General features: G+C 65.2%; 13 protein-coding genes and 1 pseudogene. 10 read left to right on the top strand and 4 right to left on the bottom strand.

Translation table 11 applies throughout. From position 1 onward, the window contains the following. Positions 1–7 precede the first annotated feature (7 nt). Complete coding sequence (locus U9970_RS12105) at positions 8–313, top strand: SH3 domain-containing protein (protein WP_322764396.1); 306 nt, start codon at positions 8–10, stop codon at positions 311–313. Positions 314–322: 9 nt separating this feature from the next. Here the strand turns inward: U9970_RS12105 and U9970_RS12100 are convergent, their stop codons facing one another. Continuing rightward, positions 323–793 (bottom strand): glutathione peroxidase, encoded by a 471-nt coding sequence (locus U9970_RS12100; RefSeq protein ID WP_322764395.1) that lies wholly within the window; start codon positions 791–793, stop codon positions 323–325. An 87-nt stretch (positions 794–880) separates the two neighbouring features. On the opposite strand from U9970_RS12100, the gene mgtE reads away from it, so the two are divergent. Both mgtE and U9970_RS12090 read left to right on the top strand, forming a co-directional pair. Continuing rightward, a complete protein-coding gene (mgtE, locus tag U9970_RS12095) occupies positions 881–2,263 on the top strand; it encodes a magnesium transporter (RefSeq protein WP_322764394.1) in 1,383 nt (460 codons plus the stop codon). Between the two features lie 142 nt (positions 2,264–2,405). Continuing rightward, the gene (locus U9970_RS12090) at positions 2,406–3,374 is read left to right on the top strand and encodes an RpoD/SigA family RNA polymerase sigma factor (RefSeq protein WP_322766129.1); all 969 of its coding nucleotides are present in this window, start codon (positions 2,406–2,408) and stop codon (positions 3,372–3,374) included. Here U9970_RS12090 and U9970_RS12085 read toward each other — a convergent pair. Continuing rightward, positions 3,359–5,011: a dihydroxyacetone kinase family protein gene (locus U9970_RS12085; protein ID WP_322764393.1), complete on the bottom strand. Its 1,653-nt coding sequence runs from the start codon at positions 5,009–5,011 to the stop codon at positions 3,359–3,361. The genes U9970_RS12090 and U9970_RS12085 overlap by 16 nt on opposite strands. Before the next feature lie 80 nt (positions 5,012–5,091). Between U9970_RS12085 and mutT the strand changes: the two are divergent. Next, positions 5,092–5,532, top strand: a pseudogene (gene mutT / locus U9970_RS12080) (8-oxo-dGTP diphosphatase MutT); the annotation flags it as partial. A gap of 50 nt (positions 5,533–5,582) precedes the next feature. Here mutT and tsaE read toward each other — a convergent pair. Continuing rightward, positions 5,583–6,020, bottom strand: a complete 438-nt coding sequence (gene tsaE, locus U9970_RS12075; protein ID WP_322764392.1) for a tRNA (adenosine(37)-N6)-threonylcarbamoyltransferase complex ATPase subunit type 1 TsaE — start codon at positions 6,018–6,020, stop codon at positions 5,583–5,585. A gap of 151 nt (positions 6,021–6,171) precedes the next feature. Here tsaE and ahcY point away from each other — a divergent pair, with 151 nt between their 5' ends. Continuing rightward, positions 6,172–7,611: an adenosylhomocysteinase gene (ahcY, locus tag U9970_RS12070; protein ID WP_322764391.1), complete on the top strand. Its 1,440-nt coding sequence runs from the start codon at positions 6,172–6,174 to the stop codon at positions 7,609–7,611. A gap of 10 nt (positions 7,612–7,621) precedes the next feature. After that, on the top strand, positions 7,622–8,281 hold the full coding sequence (locus U9970_RS12065; protein WP_322764390.1) for a DedA family protein: 660 nt from the start codon (positions 7,622–7,624) through the stop codon (positions 8,279–8,281). A 28-nt stretch (positions 8,282–8,309) separates the two neighbouring features. Here the strand turns inward: U9970_RS12065 and U9970_RS12060 are convergent, their stop codons facing one another. After that, positions 8,310–8,711: a single-stranded DNA-binding protein gene (locus U9970_RS12060; protein ID WP_322764389.1), complete on the bottom strand. Its 402-nt coding sequence runs from the start codon at positions 8,709–8,711 to the stop codon at positions 8,310–8,312. A 129-nt stretch (positions 8,712–8,840) separates the two neighbouring features. On the opposite strand from U9970_RS12060, the gene U9970_RS12055 reads away from it, so the two are divergent. From U9970_RS12055 to U9970_RS12040, 4 genes are read left to right on the top strand one after another with little or no spacing between them, the layout of a single operon-like run. Continuing rightward, complete coding sequence (locus tag U9970_RS12055) at positions 8,841–9,887, top strand: rod shape-determining protein (protein WP_254998448.1); 1,047 nt, start codon at positions 8,841–8,843, stop codon at positions 9,885–9,887. Between the two features lie 5 nt (positions 9,888–9,892). Then, positions 9,893–10,633, top strand: coding sequence for a rod shape-determining protein MreC (gene mreC, locus U9970_RS12050; protein ID WP_322764388.1), 741 nt, complete (start codon positions 9,893–9,895; stop codon positions 10,631–10,633). Beyond that, on the top strand, positions 10,630–11,133 hold the full coding sequence (locus U9970_RS12045) for a rod shape-determining protein MreD (RefSeq protein WP_322764387.1): 504 nt from the start codon (positions 10,630–10,632) through the stop codon (positions 11,131–11,133). Before mreC ends, U9970_RS12045 begins: the two co-directional genes overlap by 4 nt. Before the next feature lie 4 nt (positions 11,134–11,137). Then, positions 11,138–12,475 carry an extracellular solute-binding protein gene (locus U9970_RS12040; protein WP_322764386.1) on the top strand — a complete coding sequence of 446 codons (1,338 nt, stop codon included), beginning with the start codon at positions 11,138–11,140 and terminating at the stop codon, positions 12,473–12,475. Positions 12,476–12,549 lie beyond the last annotated feature (74 nt).

Below are 12,549 nucleotides of genomic sequence, written 5' to 3'. Positions count from 1 at the left end.
CCGCATGATGCAGCCTGCTGCAGCTTGGCGCTGGGCGGCCCTGCTTGGTTTCGCCCTGATCACCCCCGTGGGCTTGCCGGCTGGCGGGGCTGATCGCAGGCCCCTTGAGGTGCGGCGGCGCAGCGCCTGCGATCCCTTGATTTCCACTCGCGCTGTGGCCTTGCGGGCCGCCCCTGAACAACGGGCGCCTGCCTTGCAGCAACTAGGGCCCGGCGAGCCCCTGCGGGTGTTGCGCAGCTGGCGGGGCAGCTCCGGCCAGCGCTGGCTGCAAGTGCAGGCCGCTGACCGCCGCGGCTGGGTGCCGGCTGGTTGAGTCCGCCGCTCAGGCGGCCAGGGCAGCTTCGATGGCGCCCTTCAGCTCAGCGGAATCGGGCTCCACATTGCTCTTGTAGCGGCCCAACACGGTGCCGTCTTTGCCCACTAGAAACTTCTCGAAGTTCCAGGCCACGGGGCCAGCGGGCTCGCTTTGGCTGAGGGTGGTGTAGGGCTCTTCTGCCATCACCACTTTGTCGAGCAACTCAAAATTGGCGCCATAGGTGCTGGAGCAGAACTGCTGGATCTCTGGCAGCGTTCCGGGCTCTTGGGCGCCGAAATCGTTGCAGGGGAAGCCGAGCACGGCTAGGCCCTGGGTGCCGTAGCTCTCCTGAAGCGCCTGCAGGCCTGCGTATTGGCGGGTGAAGCCGCAGCGGCTGGCCACGTTCACAATCAGCAGCACCTTGCCGGCCCATTCGCCCAAATTGCGCTCGTCGCCTTTGGCGTCGCGCACGGCCACATTGCTCACGGAGATAGCCATTGGTGCGGGTGTCATCAAGTGGCCGGACCTTAGCGAGCCGCAGGCAGCCGCGACCCATAAACTCAGAATTGCGGCGTCGCGGTGCCCATGAGCGAAGCCAATGGGATCCAGGTGGCCGAGGTGGTCGCCCAACAGCTGGAAAGCCTGCTGGAGGCCGGTAACTACGACGGCGCCAAGTTGCTGCTCGGCCCCGTGCAGGAGGTGGACGCGGCCGAAGCGATCGGCAGCCTGCCGCGCACCTTGCAGGCCCTGGCCTTTCGGTTGCTGCCTAAAGATGAGGCCATTGAGGTTTACGAATACCTCGATGCGGCCGTGCAGCAGACCCTGTTGGAGCGGCTGCGCTCCGGCGAGGTGCTGGAGCTGGTAGAGCAGATGTCGCCCGATGATCGGGTGCGGCTTTTTGATGAGTTGCCCGCCAAGGTGGTGCGGCGCCTGCTGGCCGAACTCAGCCCGGCGGAGCGGCGGGTTACCGCCCAACTACTGGGCTATGAGGCGGAGACGGCGGGCCGGCTGATGACCACCGAATTCGTCGACCTCAAGGAGTTTCACAGCGCCGCCCAGGCCCTGGCGATCGTGCGTCGCCGCGCCCGCGACACCGAAACCATCTATTCCCTTTATGTCACTGATGGCTCCCGCCACCTCACCGGCATCCTGTCGCTGCGGGATCTGGTCACGGCCGACCCCGAGGCGCGCATTGGCGATGTGATGACCCGCGATGTGGTGAGCGTCGGCACCGACACCGACCAGGAGGAGGTGGCCCGGGCTATCCAGCGCTACGACTTCCTGGCCGTGCCTGTGGTGGACCGGGAGCAGCGCCTGGTGGGGATCGTCACCGTGGACGACGTCATCGACGTGATCGAGCAGGAGGCCACCCGCGACCTCTACGCCGCCGGCGCCGTGCAGGCTGGCGATGAAGACGACTACTTCCAGAGCAACCTGTTCACCGTGGCGCGGCGCCGGGTGGTGTGGCTGCTGGTGCTGCTGGTGGCCAACAGCGGCACCTCGGCGGTGATCGCCTCCCAGGAGCTGGTGCTCAAGCAGGTGGTGGTGCTCGCCGCCTTTATTCCGCTGCTGATCGGCACTGGCGGCAATGTGGGAGCCCAGAGCTCCACCGTGGTGATTCGGGGCCTGAGCACCCAGCGCATTCAGGCGATGGGCGCCTGGCGGGCGATCTGGCGCGAGGCTGTGGCCGGCGCCCTGTTGGGCTTGTTGATGGTGCTGGCGGTGGTGCCGTGGGCCGCCTACGTGGCGGGCAGCTGGGTAGTGGCCATGGCCGCCGGCCTGAGCCTGGTGGCGATTACCACCCTCGCTGCAACGGCTGGCGCGGCGCTGCCACTGCTGTTTGACCGCCTGGGCCTGGATCCGGCCTTGATGTCAGCGCCCTTTATTGCCACCGCTACAGACGTCGCTGGGGTGTTCATCTACCTGCAAACCGCCTCCTGGCTGCTGCAACGCGCGGCGCCTGGCTAGCCGCAGCAGCCTTTTTGGGGTTTCTGAGAGGAGTTAACACTTCTTCAGGTTAGGCTTTACACATCTTCAAAGCCCTAACGCCGTGGTCGTCGCCATCGCTACTGCACCCAGCGCAGCTGCTCCCGACAAGGCTGCCCGCTCCATGCCCGCGGCCGACGGCGACCTAGTGCGCAGCTACCTGCGGGACATCGGCCGAGTGCCGCTGCTATCCCATGAGCAGGAGATCACGCTGGGCCGCCAGGTGCAGGAGCTGGTGGGCTTGGAGGAGCTGGAGCAGGAGTTGGAGGTGCAGCTGGGCAACAAGCCAAGCCAGGCGGAGTTGGCCCAGGCTGCTGGGCTTAGTGCGCCCCTGCTTAAGAAGCGCTTGCAGGCGGGCCGTCGGGCCAAGGAGCGGATGGTGGCTGCGAATCTGCGGCTGGTGGTGAGCGTGGCTAAGAAGTACACGCGGCGGAATATGGAGCTGCTGGACCTGATCCAGGAGGGCACGATTGGCTTGGTGCGCGGCGTGGAGAAGTTCGACCCAACCCGTGGCTACAAGTTTTCAACCTATGCCTATTGGTGGATTCGCCAGGGGATTACGCGGGCAATCGCTGAGAAGAGCCGGACGATCCGTCTGCCAATCCACATCACCGAAACGCTGAACAAGCTCAAGAAGGGCCAGCGTGAACTGAGCCAGCTGCTGGGGCGCACGCCGACGGTGACGGAGCTGGCAGAAGCGGTGGAACTGCCGGAAGAAGAGGTGAAGGATCTGCTGTGCCGTGCTCGCCAACCGGTGAGCCTGGAGACGAAGGTGGGCGACGGCGATGACACCGAACTGCTGGACCTACTGGCAGGAGACGCGGAGCTGCCTGAAGACCGGGTGGATGGCGAGTGCCTGAAGGGCGACCTGCGAGCGCTGCTGGAGCAACTGCCGGAGCTGCAGGGGCGGGTGCTGAAGATGCGTTATGGCATTCCTTGCTCCGACAACCCCGAGGGCGGCGAACCGATGAGCCTCACCGGTATCGGCCGCATCCTGGGGATCAGCCGCGATCGGGTGCGCAACCTGGAGCGTGACGGGTTGGCCGGCTTGCGCCGCATCAGTGATGCGGTTGAGGCTTACGTAGCCGGTTGATCCTGGGTTGCTGCTATCAAGCAGTAGGCCAGCGACATGGCACCCGGGTCTGGATGTCCCAGGCTGCGGCTGCCATGGGGGCGAGCACGCCCAATTTTTGGCAGCATTTCTGTTGTGGCTTTTGCCGCCAGTAGGCAGGTTTCCGCAGCGTTCTGTAGGGCTTGATCGAGGGCTACTCCGGCCTGCAGCTCCGAGCGCAGTCTTAGGCAGTAGGGCTGGAGGGCATCCACCATGGTTTTGTCGCCGGGAGCCGCCTGGCCGAGGCTGATCACGGCCTGCAGGGCGGCGTCGAAAGCTGCTGCAATCTCTGTAGCTCCTACCTCGCTGGCCTGAGCTATCGAGTTGCCGGCTGCCAGCAGGGCGCCACCCCACAGGGCTCCGGAAGTGCCCCCGCCGTGGTCAGACCAGGCTTCTCCAGCCTCCATGAGCACTTCCCCGGTGCTGCAGCCTCGGGTGCAGGCCTGTATGGCGCTCTGCCGGGCTCCCCGAATGCCCCGCAGCATTCCTAGGCCATGGTCACCATCGCCGGCCACGGCATCTAGAGCCCCGAGTTCCTCAACCCGCTGCTCTAAGGCCTTTTCCACAGCCTCGAAGCGGTCCAGCAGGTCGTGTTGGGCCTGGGGGGGTGGGGTAAGGGCGCCGCGGCGGTAGGCAGCACTGTCGGCGGGGGCGTTCCAGAAGCCTTCCAGCTCCGCATCCAACCAGCAGAGGCTGAGGGACACCCCGGCCATATCCAGGCTGGTGACCAGCTCGCCGCACTCACAGTCGGCCAGCACCACGCCCCTGGCCAGGAGCTCCTGGTTCACGGCCCCGAAGAGCACGAACATTTCCTCGTATTTGAAGCTGCCCAGCCCGTTCAGCAGCACCACCAGCCGTTGCTGGTCCTCGGGCACATCCGCCGGCCGCTCGGCCAGCAGCCTTTCCACTAGCAGTGCCGCCAGGTTGTCGGCATCGGTGAGGGGCCCTTCCGACAGACCCGGTTCGCCGTGCAGCCCCATGCCTATGGCCATGCGGCCGCTGGGCACTTCAAATAACGGCTGGCTGGCTCCCGGCAGGGTGCAGCCACTGAAGGCCACCCCAAGGGTGCGGGTGCGCCCATTGGCTTTGCGGGCCAGCCGCTCCACCTCGTCGAGGGGCAGTCCGGCTTCGGCGGCGGCACCTGCCACCTTGTAGACAACCAAGCCACCGGCGATACCACGCCTCAATTCCGGTTGGTCGATGGGGGCGCTGGCGATGTCGTCGGTGACCGTCACGATGCGCACGTCGATTCCCTGGCGGCGCAGCCTTTCGGCTCCGAGCGTGAAGTGCAACACGTCGCCGGCGTAGTTGCCGAAGCTCAGCAGCAGGCCTGCTCCGCGTTCCACGGCCGATCCCACCCGCAGCACCTGACCTGCCGAGGGCGAAGCAAAAATGTTGCCGCAAACGGCGCCGGCGGCCAGACCCCGGCCCACCAGGCCGGCAAAGGCTGGATAGTGGCCGGAGCCGCCGCCTACGACGACACCCACCTGGCCTGCGGGGATCGGTGCTAGTCGGATCACGCCGCCATCGGTGCGCCGAACGTGGCGGGGATGGGCAGCTACAAAGCCGTCGATGGCTTTGCTGGCGAAGTCGTTGGGTTCTGTCGGCAGATAGCTCATGGCTCCAAAATATTCGGGCTCAATTGGCCGAGCCATAAACGTTTACGGGGCGCTGTCTACGCTGCCGTCGATGCCGCTCCTACTTGGTGATGGATGCCCCCAGCGAGTTGCCATTCCAGGTGATCGGCGTGGGGGTGGTGCGCAACGGCGCCGGTGAGGTGTTGATCGATCAGCGGCTCAATGAGGGTTTGCTGGGGGGGTTGTGGGAATTCCCCGGCGGCAAGCAGGAGCCCGGTGAGCTGATCGTTGAAACGATCCGCCGTGAGCTGGAGGAGGAGCTGGCGATTGAGGTTGAGGTGGGCGCGGAGCTGATCGTGGTGGAGCACGCCTACAGCCATAAGAGGTTGTGCTTTGTTGTGCATCTCTGCACCTGGTTGAGCGGCGAGCCCCAGCCGCTGGCCTCCCAGCAGGTGCGCTGGGTGCGGCCTGAGCAGCTGGGCGAATATCCCTTCCCGGTCGCCAATGCCCAGATCATTGCGGCACTGCTGGGGGCAGGCACTTCATTCGCGGTAGCTAGCTAAGCCAAGACTTAGCTAGCTAAATAAAACAACAAGCTGCCCCGGCCGGTCGATCAGCTCGGCGAGCGCACCTCAATTAGGCGTCCAGCTTCTGGGTTAGAGGGGTCGCTCAAGCTGAGCTGGATTTGCCAGCAGCCGGCCGGCGGGCGGCTGAGTCGCTCGGGCCACTCCACCGCCAGCAGGGCGCCTAGGGCTCTGGCTTCCTCCTCCTCCTGGGCAAACAGTTCATCGGCGGCGGCGGCCAGCTCCAGCCGGTAGAGGTCGAGGTGCACCAGGCCGCCGGCAGGCTGCAGCGGGTAGTGCTGGGCGAGGGCGAAGGTGGGGCTGGTGATTGGCTCCTCAATGCCGAGACCGGCGGCCAGGCCCTGCACCAGGCAGGTTTTGCCGGCCCCCAGGTCACCTGCCAGCAACAGGATGCTGCCAGCGGGTAGACGCAGCGCCAGTTGCCGACCGAAGGCCTGGGTGGCGGCGGCATCTCTCAGGGCTTGCATCACAGGGCTTGCATCACGAGGATTGCGTCACAAGGAATGAGGGGCTCCTTGTAGATTGCATTTTCAGCGAGCCCGAAGCCTCGGAGTCTCCGCAGATATTTCCAAACCACGCCCTCCCAGCCGGGAGCGAGCAGTACCCCAAACAAAACCCATGGTGGCTTCACCGGCCTCAACGGCTTCCGCGCCCGTGCTGCAAAGCACTAATACCTATGTGATTGCCGATCTCGGCCTGGCCGATTTTGGCCGCAAGGAGATTGCAATTGCCGAAACGGAGATGCCTGGCCTGATGGCCCTGCGCTCCAAGTTTGGCGCTGAGCAGCCCCTCAAGGGCGCCCGCATTGCGGGTTCCCTGCACATGACTATTCAGACTGCGGTTCTGATTGAAACTTTGGTCGCTCTCGGCGCGGAAGTGCGCTGGGCCAGCTGCAACATCTTCTCAACCCAGGATCACGCCGCTGCCGCGATTGCAGCGGCCAACGTGCCGGTGTTTGCTTACAAGGGTGAAACCCTTGATGAGTATTGGGCTTTCACCCACCGCATCCTTGAGTGGGGCGATGGCGGCACCCCCAACATGATTCTCGACGACGGTGGCGATGCCACTGGACTCGTGGTGCTGGGTACCAAGGCTGAGAGCGATTCTTCAGTTCTAGATAACCCCTCCAACGAAGAGGAAACCGCCCTCTTTAACAGTATTCGCCAAAAGCTGGCTGCCCAGCCTGGCTTCTACTCCCGCATCTACGCCAACATCCAGGGCGTTACCGAGGAGACCACCACCGGTGTGGCCCGGCTCTATCAAATGCAGAAGAGCGGTGAGCTGCCCTTCCCCGCGATCAACGTCAACGATTCAGTCACCAAGAGCAAGTTTGACAACCTTTACGGTTGCCGCGAATCCCTGGTGGACAGCATCAAGCGTGCTACTGATGTGATGGTGGCCGGCAAGGTTGCCCTGGTGCTTGGCTACGGCGATGTGGGCAAGGGCTCAGCCCAGTCGCTGCGCGGACTTGGCGCCACGGTGATGATCGCCGAAGTTGACCCCATCTGCGCCCTGCAGGCTGCGATGGAGGGCTATCGCGTCGTGCGTCTTGACGACGTGGTGGGCGATGTAGACATCTTCGTGACTGCCACTGGCAACTTCAAGGTGATCCGCCACGAGCACCTGATTCGGATGAAGAATCAGGCGATCGTTTGCAACATCGGTCACTTCGACAATGAGATCGATGTGGCATCCCTCAAGCAGTACACCTGGGACAACATCAAGCCCCAGGTTGATCACATCGTGCTGCCTAGCGGCAACAAAATCATCCTGCTGGCTGAGGGCCGTTTGGTGAATTTGGGTTGTGCTACAGGCCATCCCAGTTTTGTGATGAGCGCCTCCTTTACCAACCAGGTGCTGGCTCAAATTGAGCTTTTCACCAAGGGCGACGAGTACGCCAAGCAGGTGTATGTGCTTCCTAAGCACCTCGATGAGATGGTGGCTCGCTTCCACCTCGACAAGATCGGCGCCAAGCTCACCGAGCTCTCCCAGGAGCAGGCTGATTACATCAACGTGCCGGTAGCCGGGCCCTACAAGCTCGACCACTACCGCTACTGAGGCGAGCCTGATGGGGATTGGCGAACTGGTGCAACAGCTTCCTCAGCTGATCGGTGCGGCAGTGGAGGCCAATCCCTGGCTCGGTTATGGAGCGATCTTTGCGGCGATGTTCCTTGAGAACCTCTTCCCGCCCATCCCCTCCGAATTGATCATGCCCCTCGGGGGCTTTTATGTGCAGCAGGGCCAATTGGCCCTGCTGCCAGTAGTTGTGGCGGGGCTGCTCGGCACGGTGCTGGGGGCTTTGCCTTGGTATGGCATCGGCCGGCTGATCAACGAGCAGCGCCTGGAGCAATGGCTGGCGCGCCACGGCCGCTGGATTGGCATCAGCCCTAAGGAGCTGCACCGCAGCCGCGATTGGTTTGCCAAATACGGCACCGCTTTGGTGTTTTGGGGCCGGCTGGTGCCTGGCATCCGCACCTTGATATCCGTGCCTGCGGGCATCGAGATGATGCCCATCGCGCCGTTCCTGCTCTGGACCACGGCTGGCAGCCTTATCTGGACCCTGCTACTCACCTTGGCGGGCCTAGCACTGGGTGAGGGCTACACAAATGTGGAGCACTGGATCGAGCCGGTGGCCATGGCTGTGAAGTTGGTGCTGGCGCTGGCCCTCTCCGCCGGCGCCGTCTGGCTGGGGCTGCGCATCTGGAAGAAGCACAGCGATTCCCACTGAGCCAGATCAGGCCGGCCGCCATCTGGCTTCAGAAGGGCACTTCCTCCTCGCTTGGGGAGCCACCACCGAAGCCTCCTCCCATGCCTGCTCCCATGCCACCGCCCCCTTCGCCGTCGCGCTTGGAGCCGAGGAGCTCTAGACGGTCTACCCGGATCACGGGCTTGGTGCGCTCCTCACCGCTGGCCCGGTCGGTCCAGCGGTCGAGCTTGAAGCTGCCGATGATGCCCACCAGGGCTCCTTTGCGGATGTAGTCAGCGGCAACCTGGGCTTGTTTGCCCCAGATTTCGAGGTTGAACCAGTCGGGCTCGTCGTCACGGCTGCGGCGGTTGACGGCGAGGGTGAGGTTGGCGACCACACTGCCTGATTCGAAATAGCGGACTTCGGGGTCGCGGCCGGCCCGGCCGACAAGGGTGATGGAATTCACGCCCATGGTTGATGTCTCCTGTTGCTGTTGGATCAATGATGCGGCACCCGGTTCGGCTGCCACCTTTCATTAGTTCCACCGTTAGAGCCGTCTGTAACACCCTCGTATGATTCGGCCCTTGCAGGCCGGGCGTCCGTGTTTTTCCGTCGTTTCCAGTTTTCGCGCGATATCGGTATTGATCTGGGCACCGCCAACACGCTGATCTTCGTGTCTGGCAAAGGCATCGTGCTCCAGGAGCCCTCTGTGGTGGCCATGGATCTGGAGCGGGGTGTGCCCTTGGCCGTGGGCGATGAGGCCAAGATGATGCTGGGCCGCACCCCCGGCAACATTCGCGCCGTGCGGCCCCTGCGTGACGGCGTGATCGCCGACTTCGACGCCGCCGAGCAGATGATCAAAACCTTCATTCGCAAGGCCAATGAAGGCCGCGGCATCGTGGCGCCCCGGCTGGTGATCGGCATACCCAGTGGAGTTACAGGTGTGGAGCGCCGTGCCGTGCGGGAAGCCGGCCTGGCTGGCGCCCGCGAGGTGCACCTAATTGATGAGCCTGTGGCGGCCGCCATCGGCGCGGGCCTGCCCGTCACCGAGGCGGTGGGCACCATGATTGTGGATATTGGCGGCGGCACCACTGAAGTGGCGGTGCTCAGCCTGGGCGGAACAGTCATTAGTGAGTCGGTGCGCGTGGCTGGCGACGAACTAAGCGACGCCATCGGCCTTTACCTCAAAAAGGTGCACAACCTGGTGGTGGGTGAGCGCACCGCCGAAGACATCAAAATCCGCATCGGTTCGGCCTTCCCAGACGACGCCCACGACAACACCTCCATGGACGTGCGTGGCCTGCACCTGCTCTCCGGCCTGCCCCGCACCATCAACGTTCGCGCCGGTGATATTCGCGAGGCGATGGCCGAACCCCTCAACGTGATCGTGGAAGCCGTAAAGCGCACATTGGAGCGCACGCCGCCTGAGCTGGCCGCCGACATCGTCGATCGCGGCATCATGCTGGCCGGCGGCGGTGCCCAGGTGCGGGGCATCACCGACCTGATCAGCCACGAGACCGGCATCCTTACCCATGTGGCAGAAGACCCGCTGCTGTGCGTGGTGAACGGCTGCGGCATGGTGCTTGAGGATTACAAGCGGCTGCAGCGCGTGCTCGACACCCCTGACTTCGTGCGTCACCACTCCTAATCCTGATGCCGGCCGGCCGCAGGCTTCGCCTTCCCGCCCTGGGCGCTGTAGTCCAGGCCTGGCCCTGGGCCTTGCTGGTGCTGGCCCTGTTGGCCGTGCGGCTGAGCAAAGGAGCGGGTTTCACCGATGCCTACGCCCTGTTGAGCCGGCCTTTCTGGCCCGGTAGTGCCCAGGGTGAGTGGGTGCGCAGCGGCCAGGCTCTCAACGATCAGACCCGCTTGCGCCAGCTAGATGTCGACAACCTCCGGCTGCGCAGCTTGCTGGAGCTGCAGGGGCGCGGTGGCCGCGAATTGGCGGCAGCGGTGATTTCGCGTCAGGAAGGGGGCTGGTGGCAGCAGCTGGTAATTGGCCGCGGCGAGTTGCAGGGCCTGCGGCCCGGCATGGCGGTGACGGCGCCGGGGGGGCTGATTGGCAGGATTTCCAGCGTTACTCCCACCACCGCCAGCGTCACCTTGCTCACCGATCCCGGCAGCCGGGTTGGCGTCTGGGTGGGACGGGTTCGGCGCCATGGCTTGCTCACGGGCATCGGCACCAGCCGCCCCTTGCTGCGCTTTCTGGAGAAGGATCCAGGCGTGCGCCCGGGGGATATGGTCGTCACCTCGCCCGCCAGCACCCTGGTGGCTCCCAACCTCACGGTGGGTGTGATCCAGTCGGTCGACGACCTGGCCATACCGGCCACCGAGGCCGTGGTGCAGCTGAGTGCCCCGGTTGAGGCGGTCGACTGGGTGCAGGTGCGGCTGCCATGAGTCGGCTGGCCCGGCACGGTTGGTGTGTGGCTACGGCCTTAGTTGTGCCCTGGCTGGTGCTGGCTGCGCCAGGGCCCCTGAAGTTGGCGGGCATTCCCCCGGCTTGGTCCGTGCTTTGGCTGCTGCCCTGGGCCCTGGCCGATGGACCCCTCTCCGGCGCCCTGGCGGGGGCAGGGCTGGGCTTGTTGCTCGATGCTTTGCATCCCGGGTCGATTACGCAGATCCCTGCCCTGGCCCTGCTGGGCTGGTGGTGGGGTCGGCTGGGCCGCCAGGGGCCTGCGATCGAGCGCAGCTTCAGTCTTGGTCTGCTGGCCCTGTTGGGTGCGGCCCTGCTGGGCGGCAGCCTGATTTTGCAGAGCCGGCTGCTGGGCCCCTGGCCCCTTGAGCCCGCATTGCACACCTGGCTGGCCCAAACCCTGCTCACGGCCCTGCTGGCACCGCTGCTCTGCTCCCTGCAGCTGCTGTTCTGGCGCCAGCAGATTCAGGGCGGGCGAGGCTGAGTCGATGGCATTGATCCAGAGCCGGCGGCGTTTCCTTGAACTTCTTGGCGGCGGCTCTGCTGCTGCCCTGCTGGCAGCAGGCCTGGGCAGTTGTGGCAGGGCTGGTCCGGGGGCTGGTTCCGCGGCGGCCAAGGTGCTGAATTTCTGGACCCTGGACCTGGCCCCCAAGTTCAACGGCTATCTGCGGGAGCTGATCGCAGCCTGGGAGGGCCAGAACCCCGGCCTGCAAGTGCGCTGGACCGACGTGCCCTGGAGCTCGGTGGAGCGCAAGTTGCTGGCGGCGGTGTTTGCCCGCACCGCCCCAGACCTGGTGAATCTCAACCCCCCCTTCGCGGCCAACCTGGCCAGCAAGGGGGGGCTGCTTGATTTAAGCGATGTGCTGCCGGCCGGGGCTGCTGAGGCCTATCTGCCGGCGATCTGGGAGGCGGGCCGCCAAGGCGCGGAGCAGTTCGCCATTCCTTGGTATCTGACGGCCCGGATCACCATGGCCAACCGCCGGCTGCTGGAGCGGGCCGGCTACAGCGCCCCCCCGGGTTCCTGGGATCAGGTGCCGGCCTTTGCTGAGGCGGTGCGCCGCCGCACGGGCCGCCACGCCTTGTTTGTCACCGTGGTGCCCGACGACTCCGCCGAGCTGCTGGAGACCCTGGTTCAGATGGGGGTGAAGTTGCTGGATGGGGAGCAACGGGCGGCCTTCAATAGCCCCGCTGGGCGCCGGGCCTTTGCCTTCTGGAGTGACCTCTACCGCCGCGGCCTGCTGCCACGGGAGGTGGTAAGCCAGGGCTATCGCAGAGCCATCGAGCTCTACCAGTCGGGGGACCTGGCCCAGGTGGCAACGGGCCCCGACTTCCTGCGCAACCTGCAGACCAATGCTCCTGGCGTTGCAGCGGTTACGGCGCCCTTTGCGCCGCTCACGGGCGCCAGCGCTGAAGCCAACGTGGCTGTGATGAATCTGGTGGTGCCCAAGCAGAGCGCCCTGGCGGCCGAGGCGGCCCGCTTCGCCCTATTCCTCACCAATGGTCCCAACCAGCTGGCCTTCGCCGAGCAGGCGCGGGTGCTGCCCTCCAACCGGCAGGCCCTGCAGCAGCTGGAGGCCAGCTTGGCGGCTGCTCCTGCCCCTGGGGCTGGGGCGCAAGAGGCTCTGGTGCAGCGGGCCCGGTTGCTGTCGGCCCAGACCCTTCGCCAGGCCAGGGTGCTGGTGCCGGCGAGCCCGGGGGTGAAACGACTGCAGGCGATTGTGTACACCCAGCTGCAGCGCGCCATGCTTGGCCAGGTGGGCAGTGATGCGGCCCTGGCTGCTGCGGCTGACGAGTGGAACCGCTACTCCCGGGCCCGTTGGGGGTGACCCAAGGGAGCATCGAGCGTTATGGTTGCGATTCTTCATCCCGGCGCACCGCCCATGCCTTCGGAGGACAGGCC

Origin of the sequence: Cyanobium usitatum str. Tous, from assembly GCF_963920485.1 — a bacterium.
GTDB classification, from domain to species: domain Bacteria; phylum Cyanobacteriota; class Cyanobacteriia; order PCC-6307; family Cyanobiaceae; genus Cyanobium_A; species Cyanobium_A usitatum_A.
This window is presented reverse-complemented; position numbering and strand designations above follow the sequence as displayed.

Coding starts and splice junctions, on each gene's coding strand:
- U9970_RS12105 (WP_322764396.1), top strand. CDS start 8: ATGCAGCCTGCTGCAGCTTGGCGCTGGGCGGCCCTGCTTGGTTTCGCC.
- U9970_RS12100 (WP_322764395.1), bottom strand. CDS start 793: ATGGCTATCTCCGTGAGCAATGTGGCCGTGCGCGACGCCAAAGGCGAC.
- mgtE (WP_322764394.1), top strand. CDS start 881: ATGAGCGAAGCCAATGGGATCCAGGTGGCCGAGGTGGTCGCCCAACAG.
- U9970_RS12090 (WP_322766129.1), top strand. CDS start 2,406: ATGCCCGCGGCCGACGGCGACCTAGTGCGCAGCTACCTGCGGGACATC.
- U9970_RS12085 (WP_322764393.1), bottom strand. CDS start 5,011: ATGAGCTATCTGCCGACAGAACCCAACGACTTCGCCAGCAAAGCCATC.
- tsaE (WP_322764392.1), bottom strand. CDS start 6,020: ATGCAAGCCCTGAGAGATGCCGCCGCCACCCAGGCCTTCGGTCGGCAA.
- ahcY (WP_322764391.1), top strand. CDS start 6,172: ATGGTGGCTTCACCGGCCTCAACGGCTTCCGCGCCCGTGCTGCAAAGC.
- U9970_RS12065 (WP_322764390.1), top strand. CDS start 7,622: ATGGGGATTGGCGAACTGGTGCAACAGCTTCCTCAGCTGATCGGTGCG.
- U9970_RS12060 (WP_322764389.1), bottom strand. CDS start 8,711: ATGGGCGTGAATTCCATCACCCTTGTCGGCCGGGCCGGCCGCGACCCC.
- mreC (WP_322764388.1), top strand. CDS start 9,893: ATGCCGGCCGGCCGCAGGCTTCGCCTTCCCGCCCTGGGCGCTGTAGTC.
- U9970_RS12045 (WP_322764387.1), top strand. CDS start 10,630: ATGAGTCGGCTGGCCCGGCACGGTTGGTGTGTGGCTACGGCCTTAGTT.
- U9970_RS12040 (WP_322764386.1), top strand. CDS start 11,138: ATGGCATTGATCCAGAGCCGGCGGCGTTTCCTTGAACTTCTTGGCGGC.